The organism is Enterobacter sp. SGAir0187 (assembly GCF_002952735.2).
Taxonomy (GTDB): Bacteria; Pseudomonadota; Gammaproteobacteria; order Enterobacterales; family Enterobacteriaceae; genus Enterobacter; species Enterobacter quasiroggenkampii.
In genome coordinates this window covers 1,066,822-1,092,464 of the sequence record NZ_CP025034.2, presented here as the reverse complement: position 1 = coordinate 1,092,464, position 25,643 = coordinate 1,066,822, and the positions used below count along the sequence as shown (strand labels likewise).

Genomic DNA, 25,643 nt, shown 5'->3' with positions numbered 1-25,643 from the left:
CACAAAATGGACAAAAGGCTAAAAATCACCGAAATCGCTGCTCGCACGCAGCTCTCGATCAGCACCGTGTCTCGGGTGCTGGCGGGGAAAGCGAATACCAGCGAAAAAGCGCGCGCAAAGGTGCTGGCGTGCGCGCGGGAGCTGGGGGTGATGGAGGGCATGGCGGCGGGTCGGCTGCTGCTCAATAGCCTGGTGGTTTTTGCTCCTCAGCGCGCCTTCGACGAGCGGTCCGACATCTTTTACTACCGCGTGATCCAGAGCGTGAGTAAAGGCCTGGCATCCCACGATGTGCGCCTGCGCTACTGCGCGCTGGAAGAGAACGACAGCGACGCCCAGCTTTTTTTGGCGCGCATGAATGAGCCGGATACTCAGGCGGCAATCCTTCTCGGCATTGACGATCCCCATATTCACGATCTGGCTGTGGATGTGGGTAAACCCTGCATGCTGATTAACTGTCGCGACCGGCACATGCGTCTGCCTGCCGTTGCGCCGGACCACCGCGCCATTGGCGAGCGGGCGGCGGAATACCTGTTCGAGATGGGACACCGTGAGGTGATGAACGTCCTGTGCCTGCGTCGCTACACCATGGAGCTGCGCCTGTCGGGGATCCGCGACGCGTGGCAGTCCCACAACCTGACGTTCTGCGATAAACGCGATCTGCTGGTGGTGCCCAGCTTCAGCGCGCGCGAAACGGAACAGGTGGTCAGCGGCTGGCTCAGCCAAATGCAGGGCAAGGATTTGCCAACCGCGTTCCTGGTCGGCGGGGATTTTATGGTGGCGGGCACCATTAGCGCATTACAAAACCATGGCCTGCGCGTGCCGCAGGACGTGTCGGTGATGAGCATTGACGGGTTTAACCTGGCGGCGATTCAGGATGTGCCGCTGACGGCCGTGCATGTTCCCCGCGACGAGCTGGGAACGGAAGCGGTTTATATGCTCCAGCAGCGGCTGATGCGCCCGGACGCGCCGGTAGGAACGTTACTGCTTAACGGCACGCTGACCGTGCGGGAATCGGTACGGCGGATACGTCAGGGGAAACGACGCACCGCCGTGGAGCGGGAAGGGCTGTACGACAGCTAGACCATGCCCAGCGCGCGCTTGCCGTGGATGTTGAGATCGTTCACGGTAAAGCGGTCCTGCCAGCTCTTTTCATAATCTTCGCGTGGGAAATCCCCCGGCGATGCGCCGGTCTCCAGCGCTTCCTTGACCTTCTTCGCGTAGGCGAGGTTTTTCTCGCACATCGGTGCGGCGGGAATATACATCACGTTGCCCCAGCCCTGCTGATTGTCCACCGGCGCGACGGAGTGGATCACATCGCAGTGCCACCACACCGAATCGCCCGCTTCGAGCGCCGGAATGCTGGTGAGCGCCTCGATGAGCAGCGGGTGCCACTTCTCGGATATCGGCAGCACGCGCCCCGGCGCCACACCGCACAGCTCGTCTTCCGGCACGTCGTCCAGCAGCGGACGCAGCAGAATGTACGCCATCGCTTCCGGAATCGGCACCACGTGCAGCAGCCCCTGGCCAGGGATCATGTCCGACAGCGCCGTCCAGCCCTGGAAGGTGCGGAACACCGAGCATTTGGTGGTGTTATCGACGGTGTACTCTTCCACTTCGGTACGGTGCGCGGCGTTCCACGGATCGTATTTCTCGACGTTGCCGTCAAACACGCGGGCAAAGACCTGCTGGTAAGCCGGCAGCAGCCAGCGCTCCAGCGCGCCGGAGTCGGTATGCGCGCCAAGCCCTTTCGAGGTGGTTCCCGGCGGACGGCGGCGAATACGGTCCGGGTAAATCACGCTCACGTCCGGGTCGAACCACTGTTTGCCGTTGCTCTCGAATGTCCACAAACGGTTCAGGAACGACTGCACCTGCGCCATCTCTTCGCTCTGGCGCGCCTGCATCTGCGCCTGCGACCAGTAAATAGGGTAAATCTCCGGACGGGAAGCGGTCAGGGTGCCGAAGAAGTTATCGCCTGGCCCTTTGTACACCTCGTCAAACTTGTTCAGATCGAGGTAGTCGAGCATCGACTGATCCCACGCCAGCGCCTGCTCGCGCGGGAAGTGACCTTTAATCACCGCGCAGCCGCGGCGTTTAACGGCGTCGCGCTGCGCGTCGGTAATCGTGCCGTTTTTTACATCGGCAAACGGGATCACCGGCCAGACGGATTCACCTTTATTTTTAAGGGCGTTAATTTCCGCCACGCGGGTGGCAATTTTATCGCTGAGCTTATTAAAAACCGCCTGCACGTCACCGATCTGCGCACGCAGCTCACGTTTCAACTGACGGATTGCCGCTTTGTGATCCGTCGGCAAAGTTTCACTGGTAAAGGTCATAACTGCCTCGCATCTTTCATTCGAAAGTAAAATTGTCTACAAGTGATACTTTAAGTTAAAATTAAGTTAATGCAAGTTTAAAAACTTGACGCAAGCCACAGGACGGAAAAAGAGTGAGAAGCCGGAGCCAGGCTCCGGCGAGGAAAGGATCAGGCGTCGAACGGGGAATGGTTGTCGAGCACGGCCTGAATGACGTTCAGCGCGCCATGATGGTTGTTATCGTCAGTGCTGTAGCGGCTGATTTCTTTGATGCTTCCCGCCGCGTTGCCCATCGCAAAGGAATATTTCACCAGCTTCAGCATCTCGGCATCGTTGCCGCTGTCGCCAATGGCCACGCACTCTTGCGGAGAGATTTTCCAGCGCTTCAGCAGACGGCTGATGCCGTTGGCTTTGTGCAGGCCGGGGATAATCAAATCCACAAAACCAAAGCCGCTGGTGACGGGCTTCATGATGCCGTCCAGGGAGACGTGAAGTTTATCCACCAGATTAGGGATATCGCTGTCCGGCAGGTTCAGGGAGAACTTAAACAGCACGTCGTCAATGTCGCGGTAATCGCTGATGCGCTTTAAGCGGTGGTAGTGCTTTGACATCAGCGCCACGAACGCGTCCGGGGCTTTATCGCTGACGTATGCGCTCTCCAGCCCGCAGGCCACGAAGTTCAGCCCTTTATCTTTCAGCAGCTCGCCAATGACGATCTGCGATTCATGGCGGGTCAGCTCGCCGTGAAAAATCTGCTCCCCGCGATCGAACACCAGCGCGCCGTTTTCCGCCACGAAGGAGATCCGATCTTTGAGCTCCGGAAAGAAGGAGATGAGCTGGTAATACTGATTGCCGCTGGCGACAACGAATTCAATGTCGCGGGCTTTAAGCTGCTCAAACTGTGCCTGGAAGCGGTCACGATCGTACTGCTTGGCATCATCAAGAAAAGTTCCGTCCATATCGGTGACGATAACTTTAACGGTCATACTGTGCTCCTGGGTCACTGCGTTTGAAACATTCTAATAACAAGGTGACGGGGAGCACAAATTTAATTTCATTCGAAAGTAAAAGCAAAACGGCAACCGAGGTTGCCGTTTTTAGTGTTTTCTCCCTCTCCCCGTGGGAGAGGGCCGGGGTGAGGGCATCAGCGTGCGCATTTCCCCTTAGGGGATACACCGTTACAGCGTATGCTCAGTACGCGCAATAATATCGTCCTGCGCATCCGGCGACAGGGCGGTGAAGAACGCCGAGTAACCCGCGACGCGCACCACGAGGTCACGATACTGGTCAGGGTGTTTCTTCGCCTCCAGCAGCGTGTCGCGCGAGACAATGTTGTACTGAATATGCCAGCCCTTATGCACCTCGAAGAAGGTGCGCAGCAGCACCATCAGCTTCTGGCGATCGCTGTCGTTTTCCAGCGTTGACGGGTTCAGCTTCTGGTTCAGCAGCACGCCGCCGAGAATCGCCTCGGTAGGCAGTTTACCCACGGAACCGATGACCGCCGTTGGACCCAGGTGGTCGGTACCGGAAGCCGGGCTTGCCCCTTCCGCCAGCGGCGTGTGCGCCTTACGTCCGTCCGGTGTCGCCATCGTCGCCGCGCCAAACGGCACGTTCGCGGAAATCGAGGAGGTGCCTGCGTAGTAGTTACCGCCAATCGGGCCGCGGCCGTAGCGCGGGTTATGGTATTGCTTCAGCTCTTCAATGTAGGTCTGATAGGCGCGGGTCAGCAGCATATCCACGCTGTCGTCATCGTTACCGTACTTAGGCGCGCCATTGATCAGGCGCTGACGCAGCTGCTCGTGGGTCAGCCCCTCGAAGTCATCCTCCAGCGCGGCCGCCAGCTGCTGCTGACCGATGACGCCCTGTTCGAACACCAGCTTCTTCACCGCCGCCAGGCTGTTGCCGAGGTTGGCGATGCCCACCTGCAGGCCGGAGACCCAGTCATACTTCGCGCCGCCCTGCTTGATGCTTTTCGCGCGTTCGATGCAGTCGTCCACCAGCGCCGAGCAGAGAATATCGTGGACGTTCTCCTCCAGCATGGTGTCGACCACGTACTCAATCTCGATGGATTTACGGGTGTAGTAGCGGATCTGGGTATCCCACGCCGCCATCACCTCGTCGAAATTGTCGAAGTTACCGGCAGAGAGCGCTTTTTCCTGCGGCAAGAACACCTTGCCGCTGGTGGCGTCGCGCCCGCCTTCCAGCGCCGCCAGCATCACGCGGGCAAAGTTGATGAAGCTCATGCCGGTGCAGCGGTAGCCCCACTTGCCGCCCACCGCGGTTTCGATACAGCCGATGGCCGCGTAATCGTAGGCGTCGTCGCGCTCAACGCCGAGCTTGATGAATTCCGGGATCACGATTTCGTCGTTGTTAAAGGCAGGCATCCCGAAGCCGCAGCGGATCACCTGCACGCAGGCGTCGAGGAAGTCGTTGCTCATGCCCGCGTGATACCGCACGCTCAGGTTCGGCTGGGTGGAGCGCAGACGGCCGCAGGATTCCAGAATCGCGTAGGAGAGCGGGTTCACCGCGTCCATCGGCTCACCGTTGACCAGCTTCTGGCCGCCGATGGTAACGTTCTGGTACAGCGGGCTACCGGCGGAAGCCTTGGAGTGCGAGCCGGAGCGGATCTTGTTCACTTCCAGCAGCTTCAGCCAGCAGCTGTGCAGCAGCTCAATGGCGTGTTCGCGATCCAGGCTCTGGTTCAGCTCCACGTCGCGGCGGTAGTACGGATAGAGATACTGGTCCATACGCGCGAAGGAGACGGAGTGGCCGTTGGACTCAATCTGCAGGATCAGCTGAATGAAGTAGCACAGCTGCAGCGCCTGCCAGAAGGTTTGTGGCGGCTCGTGAGCAATCACGTCGCAGTTTTCCGCCATCGCCAGCAGCTCGTCGCGGCGGCTTTCGCGGGTTTCGGTGGAGGCCATCTCGCGCGCCAGATTGGCGAAGCGTTTGATGTGCAGGCTCACCGCTTCCAGCACGATATCAATTGCCTTCAGGAACTGATCGCCGTGCAGGTCTTCCAGCACCGTCAGGTTGATGCGCGAGCGGCGCTCGGCCACTTTGGCGCGCAGGCCGTCGAGACCTTTCTCCAGCACCAGCGGGAAGTTCACCGCCAGGTGCGCGTCGCCGGAGGTCATGTTGCCTTCGGCTTTGATGATGCCGGTTTCCAGCAGGCCTTTCTGCTCGTCGGTGAACATGCCGTAGCAGCGGTCCTGCACCGTCTGGCCGCGCCACCACGGGCAGATCTCATGCAGCACGCGCTTGTTCTCTTCGCTCACCGCAAAGCCCGCGCCCGGGCGGTCCGCCAGGTCGTCAATCTCTTTCTCAATCCAGGAGACGGTGTATTCCGGGAAGATCGGCGCGGCGCGTACTTCGCTTGCCTGGTTACCGATAATCAGCTCGTCGTGTTTGATCCAGATGGTACGCTCGGCCAGGTGATGCGCCAGCGCCAGAGCGCGACGGACCGGGATCGGCTTGTCCATGTGCTGCTGATACATTTCGGTGTAATGCCGGGCGCGCTCGGTACAGACCGGCGGCTTAACGATATGCACCAGCGCCGTTTTGTGGGCCTTAATGCGCTCGCTGAGGGTATTGAGATTCAGGGTTGTCATAAGTTTATCCTCGTAAGGTCGCGGTTAACCCTTTCTGGCAGGCGTACTGCTGCGCGAAGTCCAGCAGGGCAGGGTTATCCAGCGGTTTGTCAGGGGCAGAGTAGGGTTGGCCGAGCAGGGTGTATTTGTTCATGCCCAGCGTGTGATACGGCAAAAAATGAATATCGTCGACGCCGAGCTCATCGGCAGCGAAGTTGGTGATGGCGGTGATGGAGGCTTCATCCGCGTTAAAGCCCTGGATCAGCGGCACGCGGATGGTGATCTGTTTCCCGGCGGCGGCCAGGCGTTTCAGGTTGTCCAGGATGCGCTTAGCCGAACCGTCCGTCCACTGTTTAAACACGTCACCGTCGACGTGCTTCAGGTCGGCGAGGAACAAATCGACGTACGGTAATGACGGCCCGATATAATGCCACGGCACGTGAAGGCAGGTTTCGACGGCGGTGTGGATCCCCTGGTCATGGCTGGCTTTAAACAGGGCCTGCGCCAGCTCCGGGTTCATGAACGGCTCGCCGCCGGAGAGGGTGATCCCACCGCCGCTGCGGTCGTAGAAGGGTTTGTCGCGCAGTACGGTCGCCATGATCTCGTCGACCTGCTGTTCTTCACCGCAGACGGTCAGCGCTTGCGTCGGGCAGCAGTCGGTGAGGGCATCGAGCGTCTCTTCACTTAATTTCTCACGATGAATGACCAGCCCGTTCAGCGCGCGTTCGATACAGCCCGGTGCCGCCTGCTGGCACAGGTCGCAGCCGTCCAGGCACAGGCGTGAATCAAACAGCACGTCCCGACTGCGGGAGCGGCTTTCCGGGTTCTGGCACCAGCGACAGCCCAGCGAGCAGCCTTTCAGGAACACCACGGTACGGATACCGGGGCCATCGTGGGTAGAGTAACGCTGAATATTGAAGATCATGTTTTCGCCTCTCATCTTGCATATGAAGATTAAATGACTTTCGAATGAAAGTTATCTTGATGCAGGTCAACTCTTGAGCAGGTTTTGTCGTGATAGGGTAAGTGCAGGCTAATTTTGAGGGTGACATCATGGAACTTTATCTCGACACATCTGACGTTGCGGCAGTTAAAAAGCTGGCGCGTATCTTCCCGCTGGCGGGCGTGACCACCAACCCAAGCATCGTGGCTGCCGGTAAAACGCCGCTCGACGAACTGCTGCCCGCGCTGCACGACGCGCTGGGGGGGAAAGGGCGTCTGTTCGCGCAGGTGATGGCGACCACCGCCGAAGGGATGGTGGAGGACGCGCGTAAGCTGCGCGCTATCATTAACGATCTGGTGGTGAAAGTGCCGGTGAGCGCAGAAGGGCTCGCGGCGATTAAGATGCTGAAGGCGGAAGGGATCCCGACGCTGGGCACGGCAGTCTACGGTGCAGCGCAGGGGATGCTGTCCGCGCTGGCGGGGGCGGAGTATGTGGCCCCTTACGTTAACCGCGTGGACGCGCAGGGCGGGGACGGGATCCAGACCGTGGTGGAATTACAGCAGCTGCTGACGCTGCATGCCCCGCAGTCAAAAGTGCTGGCCGCGAGCTTTAAAACCCCACGTCAGGCGCTGGACTGCCTGCTGGCTGGGTGCGAGTCCATCACGCTGCCGCTGGACGTGGCGCAGCAGTTTATTACCTCTCCGGCTGTGGATGCGGCGATCGTGAAGTTTGAGCAGGACTGGCAGGGGGCGTTTGGACGGACGTCGATCTGACGGGTGCGGCCTGATGCCCTCACCCCAACCCTCTCCCACGTGGAGAGGGAGAAAATCGTAGGTCGGGTAAGGCGAAGCGGCCACCCGACTTTTTTACTGGCTGCACACCTCACATCCCGGGTTACGCATCAGCTTCATCTCGCGGAACTGGCAGGTCATCGCGTCGTACATCACGATTTTCCCCGCTGCGGGCGTGCCGTAATTCGCCAGCACTTTGATCGCTTCCATTGCCTGCAATGAACCAATCACGCCGACGAGTGGCGCCATCACGCCCGCCTCAACGCAGGTCAGCGCATTCTCGCCAAACAGACGGCTCAGGCAGCGGTAGCAGGGTTCACCCTCGGCGTACGTGAAGACGCTGATTTGCCCCTCCATGCGGATCGCCGCGCCGGAGACCAGCGGGGTTTTGTGAGCAAAACAACCCGCGTTGAGCTGGTTGCGGATGGCGACATTATCGGTGCAGTCCAGCACCAGGTCGTGCCGGGCAATCTGTGCGAACAGCGCGTCGTCATCCAGCATTGCGTCAATCAGCGTGAACTGAACGTGGGGGTTGATGCGCGCCAGCGCAGCCCTGGCGGATTCCACTTTCGGCTGGCCCACCGTCGCATCGCTGTGCAGCGTCTGGCGCTGCAGGTTGGAGACCGACACGGTATCGAAATCCAGCAGCATCATCTTTCCCACGCCCGCCGCGGCAAGGTACTGCGCGGCGGCGCAGCCCAGCCCGCCCAGCCCGACGACCAGCACGCTGGCCGCCTTGAGCGCTTCCTGACCCTCGAAGTCAAACCCGCGCAGCACGATCTGGCGGTTGTAGCGCATCATCTCCGGGTCGCTCAGCTCCACCGTCATGTCAGCCTCCGAACAGGTGGTTAAAGCGCTCGACCTCAACCCATTCGCCGGCTTCCACGTTGCCGCGCTCGCGCTCCAGCACGATGAAGCAGTTGCCCAGACTGAAGGAGCTGAAAATGTGCGAGCCCTGATGTCCGGTGGTGCTCACTTCGAGCTCGCCGTCCGCACCGCGGGTCAGAATGCCGCGCTGGAAATCGAGACGGCCCGGTGATTTTTTCAACCGCGTGGCGGCACGCACGCGCACGCGTTCTGGCAGCGGGCTGGCCTTGTTGCCGGAAAGCTTCGCCAGCAGCGGGATAGCCAGCTGGTAGAAGGTGAGTGCCGCCGAGACCGGGTTACCCGGCAGGCCGCAGAACCAGCTGTGTGAAAGCTTGCCAAACGCGAACGGCTTGCCCGGCTTGATCGCCAGCTTCCAGAAGGCGATTTCGCCCAGCTCTTCAAGAAGGGTTTTGGTGTAATCCGCTTCGCCCACGGAGACGCCGCCGGAGCTGATGACCACGTCGGCGGATTTATCCGCCTCGATAAACGCCGCGCGCAGTTTTTCCGGGTTGTCTGGAATAATCCCGAGGTTAATCACCTCGCAGCCCAGCTGCTCCAGCATCAGGTGTACCGCCAGACGGTTGGTGTCGTAAATCTGGCCGTCCTGCAGCGGCTGGCCCGGAAGCTGCAGTTCGTCGCCGGTGGAGAAGACGGCGACGCGCACTTTACGGATCACGTCGATGTCCGCGATGCCGAGCGAGGCCAGCACCGGCAGCTCCGCCACCGTCAGCTTCTGTCCGGCGGCAAAGACCGTCGCGCCGAGGGTAATGTCCTCGCCGGTACGGCGGATGTTCTGGCCCGCTTTGACGCTCGCGGTAAAACGCACGCCGTCGTCGGTCTGTTCGGTCTCTTCCTGCATGACTACAGCGTCGCAGCCTGGCGGAACCGGTGCGCCGGTCATGATGCGCACGCAGGTGCCCGCAGGCCATTCACCGCTAAATGGCTGACCTGCAAAGGCTTTACCCGACACCGGCAGGGCGTTACCCGTCTGGAGATCCACCAGGCGCACCGCGTAACCGTCCATCGCGGAGTTATCAAACCCCGGCACGTTAAGCGGAGAAACGATATCGCGTGCGGCAATACGGCCAAAACAGCGCATGAGGGGCAGCGTTTCGACGTCTTGCAGCGGGGAAACTCGGTCAAGCATCTGCGTGAGTGCCGTCTCAAGCGGCATCAGTCCGGCGGTAAAATCCATGGTGGGCTCCTGCGGAGTAACAACGAAAGCGTCCATTATGGCAGAAAAGTGCGGCTAACTGTATGACCGAAGGGTACACGCTTTACATCACTGTTACGTCTTTCTATATTCAAAAATCATCTGAAGTTTCGTCGACGATAATGATATTTATAGAAAAAGCCGCAAAACAGGCTAACGGGTGATGCGAATGGTTAAGGCGGTAATCGCAATTCATGGCGGCGCAGGGGCAATCACCCGTGCACAGCTCACTCCCGAGCAGGAAAAGCGCTACATTGACGCGCTGTACGCCATTGTGGAAACGGGCCAGAAAATGCTGGAAGCGGGCGAGAGCGCGCTGGATGTGGTCACCGAGGCGGTGCGTCTGCTGGAAGAGTGCCCGTTATTTAATGCGGGGATCGGTTCGGTCTTTACCCGGGATGAAACGCACGAGCTGGATGCCTGCGTGATGGACGGTATCACCCTGAAAGCGGGGGCCGTGGCAGGCGTCAGCCACCTGCGTAACCCGGTGCTGGCCGCGCGTCTGGTGATGGAAGAGAGCCCGCACGTGCTGCTGACGGGCGCGGGGGCGGAGAGGTTTGCCTTCGAACACGGAATGGAGCCGGTATCGCCTGACCTGTTTTCCACGGAAGCCCGCTATCAGCAGCTGCTTGACGCCCGTTCGGCGGGCATGACGCAGCTTGACCATACTGCGCCGCTGGATGAGCGCAGCAAAATGGGCACCGTCGGCGCGGTGGCGCTGGATAAAGTCGGCAACCTCGCGGCGGCAACCTCCACGGGCGGGATGACCAACAAGCTGCCCGGACGCGTGGGCGACAGCCCGCTGCCTGGCGCGGGTTGCTATGCCAATAACGCGACGGCGGCGGTGTCGTGTACCGGCACCGGAGAAGTGTTTATCCGCGCTCTCGCGGCCTATGACATTACCGCGCTGATGGATTACGGCGGCTTAAGCCTGAGCGAGGCCTGCGAGCGTGTGGTGATGGAAAAATTACCTGCCCTGGGCGGCATCGGCGGACTCATTGCGGTGGATCGTGAGGGCAACGTGGCCCTGCCGTTCAACAGCGAAGGCATGTACCGCGCCTGGGGCTATGCCGGCGATGAGCCGAGCACGGGGATTTATCGTGAATAAGGGGGCAGCGCGTGCCGCACAGTGAAGAGCTGGACAACCGCGAAGTGCTGGCTGTCCATCAGCTGAATATTGCGTTTCAGGAAGAGCGGCAGTTCATCCCCGCAGTACAGAATTTATCGTTCACGCTCAGGCGCGGCGAGACGCTGGCGATTGTTGGCGAGTCCGGCTCCGGGAAATCGGTCACCGCGCTGGCGCTGATGCGCCTGCTGGAACAGACGGGCGGGCAAATCAGCAGCGAGAAAATGCTGCTGCGCCGCCGTAACCGCCAGGTCATTGATTTAAACGAGCTGAGCGGCGCGCAGATGCAGGGCGTGCGTGGGGCGGATATTGCGATGATCTTCCAGGAGCCGATGACCTCCCTGAACCCGGTATTCCCGGTGGGGGAACAAATTGCCGAGTCCATCCGCCTGCATCAGGGGCTGAGCGGCGATGAGGCGCTCAGGGAAGCGAGACGCATGCTGGAGCTGGTACGCATTCCGGAGGCGCAGGCCATTCTCGGCCGCTACCCGCATCAGCTTTCCGGCGGTATGCGCCAGCGGGTGATGATCGCCATGGCGCTCTCGTGCCGTCCGGCGGTGCTGATTGCCGATGAGCCGACGACGGCACTGGACGTGACGATTCAGGCGCAGATCCTGCAGCTCATCAAAGTCCTGCAGCAGGAGATGGAGATGGGGGTGATCTTTATCACCCACGATATGGGCGTGGTCGCCGATATCGCCGATCGGGTGCTGGTGATGCACAAGGGCAGCGCGGTGGAAACCGGCCCGGTTGAGCAGATTTTTCACGCGCCCGCGCATCCCTACACCAAAGCGCTGCTGGCGGCGGTCCCGCGTCTTGGGGCGATGAACGGCAGCGATCTGCCGCGCCGCTTCCCCCTGATTTCTCTCGAGGCGTCTGAGCAGCAGGAGGATGAGCGCGAACAGGACACCGTGGTGCCGGGCAAGCCCATTCTGGAAGTGCGCAATCTGGTCACCCGGTTTCCGCTGCGCAGCGGTGTACTGAACCGGGTGAAGCGCGAAGTGCACGCGGTGGAAAACGTCAGCTTCGATCTCTGGCCGGGCGAAACGCTGGCGCTGGTGGGGGAGTCCGGCTGCGGTAAATCCACGACCGGGCGCGCGTTGCTCCGTCTGGTGGCCTCTCAGGAGGGCAGCATTACCTTTAACGGCGAGCGCATTGATACCCTTCCTGACAGCAGGCTGCAGGCGGTGCGGCGGGATATTCAGTTTATTTTCCAGGATCCGTATGCCTCCCTCGATCCGCGCCATACGGTGGGGTATTCGATCATGGAGCCGCTGCGGGTGCATAACCTGCTCGACGGCGAGGCGGCGCAGCGTCGCGTCGCGTGGCTGCTGGAGCGCGTTGGCCTGAAGCCGGAACACGCCTGGCGTTATCCGCACGAGTTTTCCGGCGGGCAGCGGCAGCGTATCTGCATCGCCCGCGCGCTGGCGCTGAACCCGAAAGTGGTGATTGCTGATGAGTCCGTCTCGGCGCTGGATGTCTCTATCCGGGCGCAGATCATCAACTTATTGCTGGATTTACAGCGGGATATGGGGATCGCCTTCCTGTTTATCTCGCACGACATGGCGGTGGTCGAGCGCATCAGCCATCGCGTGGCGGTGATGTTTATGGGGCAAATTGTGGAAATTGGTCCGCGAAGAGCGGTGTTCGAGAACCCACAGCACCCGTATACCCGCAAGCTCATCGCGGCGGTCCCGGTTGCCGACCCGGCGCATCGTCACGGCCAGCGCGTGCTGCTGCAGGATGAAATGCCGAGCAATATTCGTAAACGCGGCGAGGCCGTGGAGCGCGTGGCGCTGCGTGAGGTCGGGCCGGGTCATTTCGTGGCTCCCCCGCGTCAGGACAATGCTTTTTCGCGGTTATAACTTTCAACAGGCAGGAGAACATAATGGTTACATTTGTAGCGCGTAGATGGTTGTTAGCCGCGAGCGTGACGGCAGCCCTGGCCGCTGCCCCCGCGTTCGCTGCCAAAGATGTGGTGGTCGCCGTCGGCTCTAACTTCACCACGCTGGATCCGTATGACGCTAACGACACGCTCTCCCAGGCGGTGGCGAAATCGTTCTACCAGGGCCTGTTTGGCCTGGATAAAGAGATGAAGCTCAAAAACGTGCTGGCGGAGGGGTACACCGTTTCGGATGATGGGCTGGTGTACACCATTAAGCTCAAAACCGGGGTGAAGTTCCAGGACGGCACCGACTTTAATGCAGACGCGGTGAAGGTAAACCTCGACCGCGCCAGCAATCCTGAAAACAGCCTCAAGCGTTATAACCTCTATAAAAACATCGCCAAAACCGAGGTGGTTGACCCGACGACGGTAAAAATCACCCTGAAAGAGCCGTTCTCCGCGTTTATCAATATTCTGGCGCATCCGGCGACGGCAATGATTTCCCCTGCCGCGCTGAAGAAATACGGCAAGGAGATCGGCTTCCACCCGGTCGGCACCGGTCCGTACGAGCTGGTCACCTGGAATCAGACCGATTTTGTGAAGGTGAAGAAATATGCGGGCTACTGGCAAAAAGGGCTGCCGAAGCTGGACACCATCACCTGGCGTCCGGTAGTGGATAACAATACCCGTGCGGCGATGCTGCAAACCGGCGAGGCGCAGTTTGCCTTCCCGGTCCCGTACGAGCAGGCCGCCATTCTGGAGAAAAATAGTAAGCTGGAGCTGGTCGCCAGCCCGTCGATCATGCAGCGCTACATCAGCATGAACGTCACGCAAAAGCCGTTCGATAACCCGAAGGTGCGCGAAGCCATTAACTACGCCATTAACCGTCAGGCGCTGGTGAAGGTCGCTTTTGCGGGCTATGCCACCCCGGCCACCGGCGTGCTGCCGCCGGCTATCGCGTATGCGCAAAGCTATCAGCCGTGGCCGTACGATCCGGCCAAAGCGCGCGAGCTGCTGAAAGAGGCGGGCTTCCCGAACGGCTTCAGCACCACGCTGTGGTCCTCGCATAATCACAGTACCGCTCAGAAGGTGCTGCAGTTTACCCAGCAGCAGCTGGCGCAGGTCGGCATCAAGGCGCAGGTCACCGCGATGGATGCCGGACAGCGTGCGGCAGAGGTCGAGGGGAAAGGGCAGAAAGAGAGCGGCGTGCGGATGTTCTACACCGGCTGGTCGGCCTCGACCGGTGAAGCCGACTGGGCGCTGTCGCCGCTGTTTGCCTCGCAGAACTGGCCGCCAACCCTGTTCAATACTGCGTTCTACAGCAACCCGCAGGTGGACAAAGACCTTGCCGATGCGCTGAAAACCACCAAACCGGAGGAGAAAGCACGTCTCTACAAGGACGCGCAGGACATCATCTGGAAAGAGTCGCCGTGGGTGCCGCTGGTGGTGGAGAAACTGGTGTCAGCCCATAACAAAGCGTTGACCGGGTTCTACATCATGCCGGATACGGGCTTTAGCTTTGACGATGCGGATTTAAAATAAACCTCATGCTGAATTATGTTTGTAAACGCCTGCTGGGGCTTATCCCGACGCTGCTGATTGTGGCAGTGCTGGTGTTTTTGTTTGTCCACATGCTGCCGGGCGATCCGGCACGTCTGGTTGCCGGGCCTGAAGCGGATGCCACGGTCATTGAGCTGGTGCGTAAACAGCTGGGTCTTGACCAGCCGCTTTATATGCAGTTTCTGCACTATATTGGCAACGTTCTGCAGGGTGACTTTGGCATCTCGATGGTCTCGCGTCGTCCGGTGTCGGAGGAGATCGCCAGCCGCTTTATGCCCACGTTCTGGTTAACGATAGCCAGCATGAGCTGGGCCGTGGTGTTCGGACTTGGCGCCGGGATTGTGGCGTCCGTCTGGCGTAACCGCTGGCCGGACAAGCTCGGCATGGCGCTGGCGGTGACCGGCATCTCCTTCCCGGCGTTCGCGCTGGGGATGCTGCTGATGCAGATCTTCTCCGTTGAGCTGGGCTGGCTGCCCACCGTCGGGGCCGATACCTGGAAGCATTACATTCTGCCCTCGATGACGCTGGGGGCTGCCGTGTCGGCGGTGATGGCCCGCTTTACCCGCGCCTCGTTCGTTGACGTGCTGAGCGAAGATTATATTCGCACCGCGCGGGCGAAAGGGGTCAGCGAAAAGTGGGTCATTCTCAAGCACGGGTTCCGCAATGCGATGATCCCGGTGGTGACGATGATGGGGCTTCAGTTTGGCTTCCTGCTGGGCGGCTCTATCGTGGTGGAAAAGGTCTTCAACTGGCCGGGGCTGGGACGCCTGCTGGTCGATTCCGTCGAGATGCGCGACTACCCGGTGATCCAGGCGGAAGTGCTGCTTTTCTCGCTGGAGTTTATTCTTATCAACTTAGTGGTGGACGTGCTCTACGCCGCCATTAACCCGGCCATCAGGTATAAGTAAGATGCGATTGTTGAACTGGCGACGTCAGGCTGTTTTAAACGCCATGCCGGGGCTCAAACCGGACCACATCCGCACCCCGTGGTCTGAATTCTGGCGGCGTTTCCGCCGTCAGCCGGTCGCGATGACCGCGGGGCTGTTCGTGCTGCTGCTGATTGTGGTGGCGATCGTGGCGCCGTGGGTGGCGCCGTTTGATGCGGAAAATTATTTTGACTACGACCGCCTGAACGACGGGCCCTCGATGCTCCACTGGTTCGGCGTGGATTCCCTCGGGCGGGATATCTTTAGCCGGGTACTGGTAGGGGCGCAGATCTCGCTCGCCGCCGGGGTGTTCGCGGTGCTGATCGGCGCGGCCATCGGGATCGTGCTGGGGCTGGTTGCCGGGTATTATGAAGGCTGGTGGGACCGCATCATCATGCGCATCTGCGACGTGCTGTTTGCCTTCCCCGGCATTCTGCTGGCGATTGCCGTGGTGGCGATCATGGGCAGCGGCATGGCGAATGTCATCATTGCGGTGGCGGTGTTTTCGATTCCGGCGTTCGCTCGCCTGGTGCGCGGCAACACGCTGGTGTTGAAACAGCAGACCTTTATCGAGTCGGCCCGCAGTATGGGGGCCAGCGATGCGACCATCCTCTTCAGCCATATTCTACCGGGGACGGTGTCGTCCATCGTGGTCTATTTCACCATGCGTATTGGCGTGTCGATTATCTCGGCGGCCAGCCTGTCGTTTCTGGGGTTAGGGGCACAGCCTCCGACGCCGGAGTGGGGCGCGATGCTGAACGAGGCGAGGGCCGATATGGTGATTGCGCCGCACGTGGCGATTTTCCCGAGCCTGGCGATTTTCCTGACCGTGCTGGCGTTTAACCTGTTAGGTGACGGGCTGCGCGACGCGCTGGATCCGAGGATAAAGGGGTAGTGCAGTGAAATGTGCCGGGTGGCGGCTACGCCTTACCCGGCCTACAAAAGCGGAGTGGGGAGATTAAACCCGGCTACCCCACAGGTCATATTCGTCGGCGTTTTCAACCTTCACGCGAATAATATCACCCGGCTTAACGTTGGTTTCGCCATTCAGGTACACCGCACCGTCGATTTCAGGGGCGTCCGCCATGCTGCGGCCAATCGCGCCTTCTTCGTCCACTTCGTCGATGATAACCATGATTTCGCGGCCCACTTTCTCCTGCAGACGCTCGGCAGAGATCTGCTGCTGAAGCTGCATGAAGCGGTTCCAGCGCTCCTCTTTCACCTCTTCCGGCACCTGGTCCGCCAGCTCGTTGGCGGTTGCGCCTTCCACCGGGCTGTACTTGAAGCAGCCGACACGGTCCAGACGCGCTTCTTTCAGGAAGTCGAGCAGCATCTGGAAGTCTTCTTCGGTTTCACCCGGGAAGCCGACGATAAAGGTGGAGCGCAGGGTCAGGTCCGGGCAGATCTCACGCCACTGCTTGATGCGGGCCAGCTGGCGGTCAACGGAGCCAGGGCGCTTCATCAGCTTCAGGATACGCGGGCTCGCGTGCTGCAGCGGGATGTCCAGGTAAGGCAGAATCTTGCCTTCCGCCATCAGCGGGATGACGTCGTCAACGTGCGGGTACGGGTAAACGTAGTGCAGACGCGTCCAGATACCGAGTTTAGACAGCTGCTCGCACAGGCCCACCATGCTGGTTTTCACCGGCTCGCCGTTGTGGAAACCGGAGCGGTGCTTCACGTCCACGCCGTAGGCAGAGGTATCCTGGGAGATGACCAGCAGCTCCTTCACGCCCGCATCGGCCAGACGTTTGGCTTCAGCCAGCACTTCGCCAATGGGACGGCTCACCAGATCGCCACGCATGGACGGGATGATGCAGAAGGTGCAGCGATGGTTACAGCCTTCGGAAATCTTCAGGTACGCGTAGTGGCGCGGCGTCAGCTTCACGCCCTGCTCTGGCACCAGGCTCAGGAACGGGTTGTGCTTGGGTTTTGGCACGTAGTGATGAACATGTTGCAGCACCTGCTCATAGCTGTGCGGGCCGGTGATCTCCAGCACCTTCGGGTGCACTTCGCGGATCTGGTCTTCTTTCGCGCCCAGACAGCCGGTCACGATCACTTTGCCGTTTTCGGTCAGCGCTTCACCGATGGCTTCCAGTGACTCCTGGACCGCGCTGTCGATAAACCCGCAGGTGTTAACGATCACCATATCGGCGTTGTCGTAGCTTGGCACCACGTCATAGCCCTCGGTGCGCAGTTCGGTCAGGATGCGTTCGGAATCCACCAGGTTTTTCGGGCAGCCCAGGGAGACGAAGCCGATTTTCGGCTGGTGCGTAACATTGCTCATAGGTTAAAAATTCATCAATTATGGAGTTATCAGGGCGGGATTTTACAGCGTATCGCGGGGGATTTATACACTCTTTGCAAGGCGGATGCGTCGGGCCGAGGTTGTAACATTGTAAATAATGTTAATCAGTTAATAAAAATTGATCCCAGGCATTAAACTGTACAAAAAATGTACTTATCCTGACTATGCACAATGACTGACAGAGGAGGAAAGAGCATGACCGTTGACAGACTAAAACGCGATCTGCTGAACAAGCTGATCAACGCCCGAATCGACCTGGCCGCGTACCTGCAGTTGAGGAAGGCAAAAGGGTATATGTCAGTCAGCGAAAGCGAACATCTGCGTGATAACCTGTTTGAACTGTGTAATTTCATGCGTGAAAAAGCACCGACCCTGAAGGCGAACGGCGGCGAAAGTGAAGAGATCGCGCTGCGCCGCGCCGCTGAGGTGCTCTCCATTGCAGGGGTGTGTCTGATGAACGGACGCCACGACTGCCCGAACTTTATCGCCGTAAACGCGGAGAAGCTTGAAAACTGCCTGACAACGCTCTCTCTATGCATCATGTGCCTGAACGAGCACAAACGGCTTGAACAGCACTGATCCCGGGGGAGGCAACTCCCCCTTCTGATTAAGCTTTTGTAAAAGTGATAACGCGCCCGGACGCAGTGGCTAATCTTTATGCCATATGCCGATAAAGGAGCGCGTTATGCCTCGATCCTCGCTGATTTCCCTGCCTGCGTTGTTTATTTCGTTTTCACTTCTTGCTGCGCCAGAGGCGGTGAAGGTCGAGGTGCTGCAAAACAGACTCGATCACCCCTGGTCCCTGGCGTTCCTGCCGGATAATGACGGGCTGCTGGTGACCCTGAAGGGCGGTCAGCTCAAACGCTGGCAGACCGGAAAAGGGCTCTCCGATCCGATTGTCGGCGTACCGAAGGTCTGGGCAAACGGCCAGGGAGGATTGCTGGATGTGGTATTGGCGCCGGATTTTGAAACGTCGCGCCGCGTCTGGCTGAGCTACGCCGAGGCCGGACATGACGGCAAAGCCGGAACGGCGGTGGGCTATGGCCGCCTGAGCGACGACTATTCCCGCATCGAAGGATTCCAGGTGGCGTTCCGTCAGATGCCGAAACTCTCAACCGGTAACCATTTTGGCGGGCGGCTGGTGTTCGACGGCAAAGGTTCTCTCTTTATTGGACTCGGCGAGAATAACCAGCGTCCGACGGCGCAGGATCTGGATAAATTGCAGGGTAAAGTGGTGCGCCTCACCGAAGACGGGAAAGTCCCGCCGGATAACCCCTTCGTGAATACCCCCGGTGCGCGACCCGAAATCTGGTCTTACGGCATTCGCAACCCGCAGGGAATGGCGATGAACCCCTGGAGCGACACGCTGTGGCTGAACGAGCATGGTCCGCGTGGCGGAGATGAGATCAACATTCCGAAGAAAGGCAAGAACTACGGCTGGCCGCTGGCCACGCACGGCATTAACTACAGCGGCCTGAAAATCCCGGAAGCCAAAGGCGAGCACGTTGAGGGCACCGAGAAGCCGCTGTTCGTCTGGAAAGTCTCACCCGCGGTGAGCGGCATGGCGTTCTATAACAGCGACGTCTTCCCGCAGTGGAAAAACAAGCTCTTTATCGGCGCGCTGAAGGAGAAGGACGTGATCGTGCTGAGCGTGGAGGGTAACAAGGTGACGGAGGACGGGCGCATTCTGGGCGACCGGGATCAGCGTATTCGCGATGTGCGGGTGGGGCCGGATGGGTATCTGTATGTCCTGACCGACGAGACGGACGGGCAGCTGTTGAAAGTCAGCCCGTCCGGCGCGTAATCAGGTAACCGGGATCATCACGACGTTACGGTACGCCGGGCGATCGCTCAGCTGTTTAAGCCAGCGCTCCAGGTGCGGGCGCGGCGTCCACTTCAGACCCATGTTGGTCAGGTTCCAGACGAACGGCGCCACGGCGATATCGCCGGTGCCGAACGCCTCGCCGGAGAACCAGGCGTGCTTCGCCAACTCGTCATCCATCATCGCAAACAGATTTTCGCAGGCATCCTGCGCGGCGTGAATTGCGGGATAGTCGCGTTCGGCTTCCGGCGTGCGGATAAGCCCCATCAGGATCACGCGGTGGGTCGGGGACAGCGTCTGGTTTGCCCAGTCCATCCACTTTTCGCCCTGAGCGCGCCGGGCCGGGTTTTCAACCCACAGGCGTCCCTGACCGTACTGGGCGGCGAGGTAACGCACAATGGTGTTGGACTCCCAAAGCGTCGCGTCTGTTTCATCATCGCGCAGCAGCGGCACCAGGCCGTTCGGGTTCATGGCCAGATAGTCGGCCTCTTTGTTCACGCCGAACGCCATGCCAGCCATGATTTGATTGAACGGTAAATCCAGCTCTTCCAGCGTCCAGAGCACTTTCTTAACGTTGGTCGAATTATTCCTGCCCCACAGCGTAATCATACTTACTCCCGATGAGATGTGAATCCGAGTCAGCCTTTCGCCATGGTGAGATAAACCTAACAATTACGCAACAGAAGACAAAAAAATCGTCTTAATCAAAGCGTATCTGAATGTTATTGCATAAACTTTAATAACTTTACCCTCGTTGGGTTTCTTTAACGGTTTTAGTGCGCTATTACTCATCGCTTCTTGCGACACGGTGATGTGACGTAATTTTTGAATGGACACTCGGGTGGCATTTATGACGCGTAAAATGACTTCTCTGCGCAGCCTGGCGGCAGGCTCTGCGCTTCTTTTCCTGTTTGCACCAACGCTCTACGCAGCTGAACAGGCTGCGCCCGAAGCGCCGCCAGTGGATGCGCGCGCCTGGATCCTGATGGACTACGCCAGCGGTAAAGTGCTGGCGGAAGGGAATGCGGATGAGAAACTCGATCCGGCAAGCCTGACCAAAATCATGACCAGCTATGTGGTGGGCCAGGCGCTGAAAGCGGGCAAGATCAAGCTGGACGATATGGTGACCATCGGGAAGGACGCGTGGGCGACCGGCAACCCGGCGCTGCGGGGTTCTTCCGTGATGTTCCTGAAGCCTGGCGATCAGGTTTCCGTTTCCGATCTGAACAAAGGGGTAATTATCCAGTCCGGCAATGACGCCTGTATCGCGCTGGCGGATTACGTCGCGGGAAGTCAGGATTCATTTATCGGTCTGATGAATGGCTACGCGCAGAAGTTGGGCCTGACCAACACCACCTTTAAAACCGTTCACGGCCTGGATGCGCCGGGCCAGTTCAGCACCGCACGCGACATGGCGCTGCTGGGGAAAGCGCTGATCCACGACGTGCCGGATGAATACGCCATCCACAAAGAGAAAGAGTTTACCTTCAACAAAATCCGCCAGCCGAACCGCAACCGCCTGCTGTGGAGCAGCAACGTCAATGTGGACGGGATGAAAACCGGCACCACGGCGGGGGCAGGTTACAACCTGGTGGCTTCCGCGACGCAGGGCGACATGCGCCTGATTTCGGTGGTGCTGGGCACCAAAACCGACCGCATTCGCTTTAACGAATCCGAAAAACTGCTGACCTGGGGCTTCCGCTTCTATGAAACCGTGACGCCGATTAAGCCGGATGCCACGTTCGTCAGCCAGCGCGTCTGGTTTGGTGACAAGAGCGAAGTGAACCTGGGCGCGGGTGAGGCGGGCTCGGTGACCATTCCGCGCGGCCAGCTGAAAAACCTGAAGGCCAGCTACACCCTGACTGACCCGCAGCTTACAGCTCCGCTGAAAAAGGGTCAGGTGGTCGGGACGATTGATTTCCAGCTTAACGGTAAGTCGATTGAACAGCGCCCGCTGATTGTGATGGAAGCGGTGGAAGAGGGCGGCTTCTTCAGCCGGATGTGGGATTTCGTGATGATGAAATTCCACGGGTGGTTTGGCAGCTGGTTTAGCTAAACCTTATGATTTTTCTCCCTCTCCCTGTGGGGTGAGGAATCCCCAGTAATTTTATACCTGAAGCGATGCATGTGACTTCAGGAAAATGAATGGCTTACAGCGATGCCCTGGTCCGGCTGTAAATCGCTGAGGCGTTTCCTGTAGGCCGGGGCGAGGCGCATGGATGCGCCGAGAGGGCGGGCTTTACAGGGACGTTACCTCCGCCCGTCCCCGAAAAGCCGGAAGGAATAAGCCGAAGGCACCGCGAAGCGGCGATTTACCGCCGGGAGCCCGGGTCGCCAGGGCGGCGGCGATTGAGTCGCCCTGGCACGTTCACCGGCCATGTCCTTACAGAGTAGCAAGTAACATAAAGTGAACGGAATGACCACCAGAGCCGTATGTTCCCCCTCACCCCAGCCCTCTCCCTCAAGGGAGAGGGGGTCGTCCGTGCTGGTGGATTCCTCAGCCCTGTGGGAGAGGGCCGGGGTGAGGGCATCAGACCGCACCCCTCTTAATACATCAACTTCACCTGCTGCGCTTTCGCGTGGGCCACAATCTCGTCGTCTGGGCGGCAATCGCTGACGATGGCATCGAACTGCGCCAGCTCGCCCATTCTTGCCGAACGTACCTTACCAAACTTGCTGTGATCGACCACCAGCACATGGTACTGCGCGGCGCTTAACGCCCAGTGCTTTACCGGCAGCTCTTCCAGATTAAAGCAGGTTGCGCCCTGGCGCACATTAACGCCGGCGGCGGAATAAAACGCGATATCCGGGCAGAGATTGCTGAGCGTGTCCTGCAGGTTGAGCGGCTTAAAGATCGCGTTGCTGGCGTGAAACTCACCGCCGCAGAGGATCACCCGGCACTCGGGTTTCTCCTGAAGCGCCAGAAAGGTGTTCAGGGAGTAGCACACGGCGGTAAATGGAATGCTGCTGTCGATGGCCTCGATAATCCACGGCGTGGTGGTACCACAGTCAAAAAACAGCGTCTGGTGCGGCTGTACCAGTGAGGCTGCAAGCCGCGCGGCTTTGCGTTTCTCTTCCACCAGGCGCGTCTTCTGGTCGCTGATCAGATAATGGCTGGCGCTGCGCGGCTCAAGCACAATATACCCGCCCAGCAGCACGACAGGCGCGCTCTCGCTGTTCAGATCCCGACGAATGGTCATCTCTGAGACGCCGAGGAGGTTGGCGGCTTCCTTAAGATGCAGCTTATCGCTGCGCTTCAGCGCCTGGAGCAGCTGAGCAATGCGGTCATCGCGACGTGTTTCCATAGTTCCTCGGGATAAAAAAGTGAACCCCCGCAGGGCGGGGGTTCAAGTGTAACCTGTCAGGTCGGGGTTAGTCACGTATCCAGCCTTTGCGGATCGGGATAGCGAAAATGGCGCGATGGAGGGTAGAGAGCCCGCTATAGAGCGCCTCACCGATAAGGCTCCACAGGATAGCCGCGCTCACGCAGCCAATCAGCCCCACCAGGAAGCCACCCACCATATCCAGCGGCCAGTGGACGCCCAGATACACGCGAGACCAGGCGATGGCCACCGCGACCACCATCAGCACCGCACCCGACCACAGGCGATGCCAGAACAGGAAGGCCAGCGCGAAGGTGAAGATCACCGTACCGTGATCGCTCGGGAAAGAGTCATCCGGCGCATGGCGCAGGAAGGTATAGCCGACGTGATCGACAAACGGCCGATCGTGCGGGAACGCGTGGCCGAGAATATAACTCACCATCACGCTTACCCCGAGCGCCATTGCGACTTTGATCACCAACTGGCGCTGTGCCTTGACCTGACTGCGGGGCCCCCACAGCCAGAGGATGGCTGCCAGCGCGGGCACGATACTGATCAGATCTTTTGCCAGAAAGGTGGCGAAGTCGATCATCCACTCGGGCGAGGCCGGGGTGGCGTTGATCAGATAAAACAGCTGATAATTCAGATTCTCTAGCATAGCGTTATCACTCTTTAGCAAACCGGGTGGAAACAAGGCCGTAGACCACCACCTGAGAAAACCAGACCCACCACCCAGCCCACAGGTTGTGAGAGAAAAAATGTGCCCCGCGCATGATCTGGCCATAACCCATCACCAGACCTAACACCACGCCCAGCGCAACGAAGCTCCAGGCGAGACGCGGACGCTCGCGCCAGAAGGCAAAGAACAGCCCCATCACCATAAAGCCGCTGGAGGCGTGACCGCCGGGGAAGCAGCGCCCCGGACCGCTGTCAGCAGGGACGGCGCTGAACAGGGGATAAGAGACGGCCTTACCGCCATATTCCACCAGATCCCACGGGCAGCTGTGATGGCTCACGCTTTTCAGCACGCCCACGACCAGCGCGCCAAGCCCCATCAGCAGCGCCGCCGTAACCAGCCTCGCGTTACGCTTGTACGCGCCGTAAAACAGCGCCACGGCGCCTGAGGCGATGGCAATGTACTTCGCCAGACGATGGTTGAGCAGATCCAGCAGGTGGTCTTTCTGCAACGGGAAGCTCTGCGTCGCCGCGTCATACCAGAAGCCGGTGATCCATCTGTCGAGCGCTTCATTGCGCGATAGCCACGTAAACACCACGGCAAGGACTATCAGTATGAAAAGCTGATAACCATAAAAGCGGGCCGGCAAGCGGTAAAGGCGTTTTGTCTTATTTGTCTGTAACTTAGACAATTCTGAACGACTGGAGGTGAGTGCCATAATTTGGGGTCGTTGACGAGTAATGGGGCTATCATAAATCTGTCAACTTAAGGAAACCTTAAACGAAGACGATATGTGCTTTATTTGTGTTTCTCCTCGATAAATCACTATCTCGGGCTGCGGCATTTCATTACACTCGTCGCGATTTTGTCATTATAAAGAGATTGCATGTTAAACCGTTCTTCTTCAGGTTCACGTCTGGGACGTCAGGCGTTGCTTTTCCCTCTGTGTCTGGTGCTCTACGAATTTTCTACCTATATCGGCAACGATATGATCCAGCCCGGTATGCTGGCCGTAGTGGCGCAGTACAACGCCGGAATCGAGTGGGTACCGACCTCCATGACCGCCTATCTGGCCGGCGGCATGTTTTTGCAGTGGCTGTTAGGCCCGCTGTCGGATCGTATTGGCCGTCGTCCGGTGATGCTTACGGGGGTGGTATGGTTTATCGTCACCTGCCTTGCCACGCTGCTGGCGCAAAACATTGAGCAATTTACCCTGCTGCGTTTCCTGCAGGGGGTGAGCCTGTGCTTTATCGGTGCCGTGGGGTATGCCGCCATTCAGGAGTCGTTTGAAGAGGCGGTGTGTATCAAAATTACCGCGCTGATGGCGAACGTGGCGCTGATCGCTCCCTTGCTCGGGCCGCTGGTAGGCGCCGCATGGGTGCATATGGCCCCCTGGGAAGGGATGTTTGTACTCTTTGCGCTTCTCGCCGCCATCGCGTTCTTTGGCCTGCACCGGGCAATGCCGGAAACCGCCACCCGCATCGGCGAGAAACTCTCGCTGAAAGAGCTGGGTCGGGATTACAAAGAAGTGCTGAAGAATGGCCGCTTTGTGGCGGGTGCGCTGGCGACGGGGTTCGTTAGCCTGCCGCTGCTGGCGTGGATTGCCCAGTCACCGGTCATTATCATCAGCGGTGAAAAGCTGAGCAGCTACGAGTATGGCCTGTTGCAGGTACCAATCTTTGGCGCGCTGATTATCGGTAACCTGGTGCTGGCGCGTCTGACGTCACGCCGCACCGTGCGTTCACTGATTATCATGGGCGGTTGGCCGATTGCAGCCGGGCTGATTTTGGCGGCGGTGGCGACCGTTGCGTCAACGCATGCTTACTTATGGATGACGGCGGGGCTGAGCATTTACGCCTTCGGGATTGGCGTGGCGAACGCTGGGCTGGTGCGCCTGACGCTGTTTGCCAGCGAGATGAGTAAAGGCACGGTCTCCGCGGCGATGGGGATGCTGCAGATGCTGATTTTTACCGTCGGTATCGAGGTAAGCAAGCATGCCTACGCGATGGGCGGCAACGGGCTGTTCAGCCTGTTTAACCTCGCCAACGGCGTGCTGTGGGTTGGCCTGATGGTGGTGTTCCTGAAAGACAAACGCGTCGGGAACGCCCTGCAACCTTAATTCTTATTCCCTCTCCCTGTGGGGTGAGGAATCCCCAGTAATTTTATACCTGAAGCGATGCATGTGACTTCAGGAAAATGAATGGCTTACAGCGATGCCCTGGTCCGGCTGTAAATCGCTGAGGCGTTTCCTGTAGGCCGGGGCGAGGCGCATGGATGCGCCGAGAGGGCGGGCTTTACAGGGAC

At 59.3% G+C, this 25,643-nt stretch carries 22 protein-coding genes; 11 read left to right on the top strand and 11 right to left on the bottom strand.

What is annotated here, in order from left to right; translation table 11 throughout:
* The first annotated feature begins 6 nt into the window (after positions 1 to 6).
* A complete protein-coding gene (locus CWR52_RS05290; protein ID WP_104949049.1) occupies positions 7 to 1,080 on the top strand; it encodes a LacI family DNA-binding transcriptional regulator in 1,074 nt (357 codons plus the stop codon).
* Here the strand turns inward: CWR52_RS05290 and CWR52_RS05285 are convergent.
* The 4 genes from CWR52_RS05285 to CWR52_RS05270 all read right to left on the bottom strand — a co-directional run bounded on the left by CWR52_RS05285 (position 1,077) and on the right by CWR52_RS05270 (position 6,827).
* Complete coding sequence (locus CWR52_RS05285) at positions 1,077 to 2,333, bottom strand: DUF1479 domain-containing protein (protein ID WP_104949048.1); 1,257 nt, start codon at positions 2,331 to 2,333, stop codon at positions 1,077 to 1,079. The two genes, CWR52_RS05290 and CWR52_RS05285, sit on opposite strands and share 4 nt — an antisense overlap.
* A gap of 149 nt (positions 2,334 to 2,482) precedes the next feature.
* Complete coding sequence (locus CWR52_RS05280; protein WP_104949047.1) at positions 2,483 to 3,298, bottom strand: Cof-type HAD-IIB family hydrolase; 816 nt, start codon at positions 3,296 to 3,298, stop codon at positions 2,483 to 2,485.
* Between the two features lie 192 nt (positions 3,299 to 3,490).
* Positions 3,491 to 5,923 (bottom strand): formate C-acetyltransferase/glycerol dehydratase family glycyl radical enzyme, encoded by a 2,433-nt coding sequence (locus CWR52_RS05275; RefSeq protein ID WP_104949046.1) that lies wholly within the window; start codon positions 5,921 to 5,923, stop codon positions 3,491 to 3,493.
* A 4-nt stretch (positions 5,924 to 5,927) separates the two neighbouring features.
* Positions 5,928 to 6,827 carry a glycyl-radical enzyme activating protein gene (locus tag CWR52_RS05270; protein ID WP_104949045.1) on the bottom strand — a complete coding sequence of 300 codons (900 nt, stop codon included), beginning with the start codon at positions 6,825 to 6,827 and terminating at the stop codon, positions 5,928 to 5,930.
* 128 nt (positions 6,828 to 6,955) lie between these two features.
* On the opposite strand from CWR52_RS05270, the gene fsa reads away from it, so the two are divergent.
* Positions 6,956 to 7,618, top strand: coding sequence for a fructose-6-phosphate aldolase (gene fsa, locus CWR52_RS05265; RefSeq protein WP_104949044.1), 663 nt, complete (start codon positions 6,956 to 6,958; stop codon positions 7,616 to 7,618).
* A gap of 93 nt (positions 7,619 to 7,711) precedes the next feature.
* Here the strand turns inward: fsa and moeB are convergent, their stop codons facing one another.
* Together moeB and moeA are read right to left on the bottom strand one after the other, a co-directional pair.
* Entirely contained in the window at positions 7,712 to 8,464 is a 753-nt protein-coding gene (moeB, locus tag CWR52_RS05260; protein ID WP_104949043.1) for a molybdopterin-synthase adenylyltransferase MoeB, read from the bottom strand.
* A 1-nt stretch (position 8,465) separates the two neighbouring features.
* Positions 8,466 to 9,698: a molybdopterin molybdotransferase MoeA gene (gene moeA / locus CWR52_RS05255; RefSeq protein ID WP_104949042.1), complete on the bottom strand. Its 1,233-nt coding sequence runs from the start codon at positions 9,696 to 9,698 to the stop codon at positions 8,466 to 8,468.
* 187 nt (positions 9,699 to 9,885) lie between these two features.
* Between moeA and iaaA the strand changes: the two genes are divergently transcribed.
* From iaaA to gsiD, 5 genes are read left to right on the top strand one after another with little or no spacing between them, the layout of a single operon-like run.
* On the top strand, positions 9,886 to 10,824 hold the full coding sequence (gene iaaA / locus CWR52_RS05250; protein ID WP_104950892.1) for a beta-aspartyl-peptidase: 939 nt from the start codon (positions 9,886 to 9,888) through the stop codon (positions 10,822 to 10,824).
* Positions 10,825 to 10,835: 11 nt separating this feature from the next.
* On the top strand, positions 10,836 to 12,707 hold the full coding sequence (gene gsiA, locus CWR52_RS05245; protein ID WP_104949041.1) for a glutathione ABC transporter ATP-binding protein GsiA: 1,872 nt from the start codon (positions 10,836 to 10,838) through the stop codon (positions 12,705 to 12,707).
* A 23-nt stretch (positions 12,708 to 12,730) separates the two neighbouring features.
* Positions 12,731 to 14,269, top strand: coding sequence for a glutathione ABC transporter substrate-binding protein GsiB (gsiB, locus tag CWR52_RS05240; RefSeq protein ID WP_104949040.1), 1,539 nt, complete (start codon positions 12,731 to 12,733; stop codon positions 14,267 to 14,269).
* A gap of 5 nt (positions 14,270 to 14,274) precedes the next feature.
* The gene (gene gsiC / locus CWR52_RS05235) at positions 14,275 to 15,195 is read left to right on the top strand and encodes a glutathione ABC transporter permease GsiC (protein ID WP_104949039.1); all 921 of its coding nucleotides are present in this window, start codon (positions 14,275 to 14,277) and stop codon (positions 15,193 to 15,195) included.
* 1 nt (position 15,196) lies between these two features.
* Positions 15,197 to 16,108 carry a glutathione ABC transporter permease GsiD gene (gene gsiD / locus CWR52_RS05230; RefSeq protein WP_021240948.1) on the top strand — a complete coding sequence of 304 codons (912 nt, stop codon included), beginning with the start codon at positions 15,197 to 15,199 and terminating at the stop codon, positions 16,106 to 16,108.
* A 63-nt stretch (positions 16,109 to 16,171) separates the two neighbouring features.
* Here gsiD and rimO read toward each other — a convergent pair whose 3' ends face one another.
* The gene (gene rimO, locus CWR52_RS05225) at positions 16,172 to 17,497 is read right to left on the bottom strand and encodes a 30S ribosomal protein S12 methylthiotransferase RimO (protein WP_008501203.1); all 1,326 of its coding nucleotides are present in this window, start codon (positions 17,495 to 17,497) and stop codon (positions 16,172 to 16,174) included.
* A 216-nt stretch (positions 17,498 to 17,713) separates the two neighbouring features.
* On the opposite strand from rimO, the gene bssR reads away from it, so the two are divergent.
* Together bssR and CWR52_RS05215 are read left to right on the top strand one after the other, a co-directional pair.
* A complete protein-coding gene (bssR, locus tag CWR52_RS05220) occupies positions 17,714 to 18,097 on the top strand; it encodes a biofilm formation regulator BssR (protein ID WP_104949038.1) in 384 nt (127 codons plus the stop codon).
* 106 nt (positions 18,098 to 18,203) lie between these two features.
* Complete coding sequence (locus CWR52_RS05215; protein WP_104949037.1) at positions 18,204 to 19,322, top strand: PQQ-dependent sugar dehydrogenase; 1,119 nt, start codon at positions 18,204 to 18,206, stop codon at positions 19,320 to 19,322.
* Here CWR52_RS05215 and CWR52_RS05210 read toward each other — a convergent pair whose 3' ends face one another.
* The gene (locus CWR52_RS05210; protein ID WP_023326978.1) at positions 19,323 to 19,949 is read right to left on the bottom strand and encodes a glutathione S-transferase family protein; all 627 of its coding nucleotides are present in this window, start codon (positions 19,947 to 19,949) and stop codon (positions 19,323 to 19,325) included.
* A gap of 241 nt (positions 19,950 to 20,190) precedes the next feature.
* Between CWR52_RS05210 and dacC the strand changes: the two genes are divergently transcribed.
* On the top strand, positions 20,191 to 21,396 hold the full coding sequence (dacC, locus tag CWR52_RS05205; RefSeq protein WP_008501207.1) for a serine-type D-Ala-D-Ala carboxypeptidase: 1,206 nt from the start codon (positions 20,191 to 20,193) through the stop codon (positions 21,394 to 21,396).
* A 490-nt stretch (positions 21,397 to 21,886) separates the two neighbouring features.
* On the opposite strand, the gene deoR is transcribed toward dacC, so the two are convergent.
* The 3 genes from deoR to CWR52_RS05190 form a co-directional block, all read right to left on the bottom strand.
* Positions 21,887 to 22,645, bottom strand: coding sequence for a DNA-binding transcriptional repressor DeoR (deoR, locus tag CWR52_RS05200; RefSeq protein ID WP_008503427.1), 759 nt, complete (start codon positions 22,643 to 22,645; stop codon positions 21,887 to 21,889).
* 67 nt (positions 22,646 to 22,712) lie between these two features.
* Positions 22,713 to 23,321, bottom strand: a complete 609-nt coding sequence (gene ybjG, locus CWR52_RS05195) for an undecaprenyl-diphosphate phosphatase (protein ID WP_104949036.1) — start codon at positions 23,319 to 23,321, stop codon at positions 22,713 to 22,715.
* Positions 23,322 to 23,328: 7 nt separating this feature from the next.
* Positions 23,329 to 24,057 (bottom strand): phosphatase PAP2 family protein, encoded by a 729-nt coding sequence (locus CWR52_RS05190; RefSeq protein WP_104949035.1) that lies wholly within the window; start codon positions 24,055 to 24,057, stop codon positions 23,329 to 23,331.
* Between the two features lie 168 nt (positions 24,058 to 24,225).
* Here CWR52_RS05190 and CWR52_RS05185 point away from each other — a divergent pair, with 168 nt between their 5' ends.
* Positions 24,226 to 25,458, top strand: coding sequence for an MFS transporter (locus tag CWR52_RS05185; protein ID WP_104949034.1), 1,233 nt, complete (start codon positions 24,226 to 24,228; stop codon positions 25,456 to 25,458).
* Positions 25,459 to 25,643 lie beyond the last annotated feature (185 nt).

Coding starts and splice junctions, on each gene's coding strand:
- CWR52_RS05290 (WP_104949049.1), top strand. CDS start 7: ATGGACAAAAGGCTAAAAATCACCGAAATCGCTGCTCGCACGCAGCTC.
- CWR52_RS05285 (WP_104949048.1), bottom strand. CDS start 2,333: ATGACCTTTACCAGTGAAACTTTGCCGACGGATCACAAAGCGGCAATC.
- CWR52_RS05280 (WP_104949047.1), bottom strand. CDS start 3,298: ATGACCGTTAAAGTTATCGTCACCGATATGGACGGAACTTTTCTTGAT.
- CWR52_RS05275 (WP_104949046.1), bottom strand. CDS start 5,923: ATGACAACCCTGAATCTCAATACCCTCAGCGAGCGCATTAAGGCCCAC.
- CWR52_RS05270 (WP_104949045.1), bottom strand. CDS start 6,827: ATGATCTTCAATATTCAGCGTTACTCTACCCACGATGGCCCCGGTATC.
- fsa (WP_104949044.1), top strand. CDS start 6,956: ATGGAACTTTATCTCGACACATCTGACGTTGCGGCAGTTAAAAAGCTG.
- moeB (WP_104949043.1), bottom strand. CDS start 8,464: ATGACGGTGGAGCTGAGCGACCCGGAGATGATGCGCTACAACCGCCAG.
- moeA (WP_104949042.1), bottom strand. CDS start 9,698: ATGGATTTTACCGCCGGACTGATGCCGCTTGAGACGGCACTCACGCAG.
- iaaA (WP_104950892.1), top strand. CDS start 9,886: ATGGTTAAGGCGGTAATCGCAATTCATGGCGGCGCAGGGGCAATCACC.
- gsiB (WP_104949040.1), top strand. CDS start 12,731: ATGGTTACATTTGTAGCGCGTAGATGGTTGTTAGCCGCGAGCGTGACG.
- gsiC (WP_104949039.1), top strand. CDS start 14,275: ATGCTGAATTATGTTTGTAAACGCCTGCTGGGGCTTATCCCGACGCTG.
- gsiD (WP_021240948.1), top strand. CDS start 15,197: ATGCGATTGTTGAACTGGCGACGTCAGGCTGTTTTAAACGCCATGCCG.
- rimO (WP_008501203.1), bottom strand. CDS start 17,497: ATGAGCAATGTTACGCACCAGCCGAAAATCGGCTTCGTCTCCCTGGGC.
- bssR (WP_104949038.1), top strand. CDS start 17,714: ATGACCGTTGACAGACTAAAACGCGATCTGCTGAACAAGCTGATCAAC.
- CWR52_RS05215 (WP_104949037.1), top strand. CDS start 18,204: ATGCCTCGATCCTCGCTGATTTCCCTGCCTGCGTTGTTTATTTCGTTT.
- CWR52_RS05210 (WP_023326978.1), bottom strand. CDS start 19,949: ATGATTACGCTGTGGGGCAGGAATAATTCGACCAACGTTAAGAAAGTG.
- dacC (WP_008501207.1), top strand. CDS start 20,191: ATGACGCGTAAAATGACTTCTCTGCGCAGCCTGGCGGCAGGCTCTGCG.
- deoR (WP_008503427.1), bottom strand. CDS start 22,645: ATGGAAACACGTCGCGATGACCGCATTGCTCAGCTGCTCCAGGCGCTG.
- ybjG (WP_104949036.1), bottom strand. CDS start 23,321: ATGCTAGAGAATCTGAATTATCAGCTGTTTTATCTGATCAACGCCACC.
- CWR52_RS05190 (WP_104949035.1), bottom strand. CDS start 24,057: ATGGCACTCACCTCCAGTCGTTCAGAATTGTCTAAGTTACAGACAAAT.
- CWR52_RS05185 (WP_104949034.1), top strand. CDS start 24,226: ATGTTAAACCGTTCTTCTTCAGGTTCACGTCTGGGACGTCAGGCGTTG.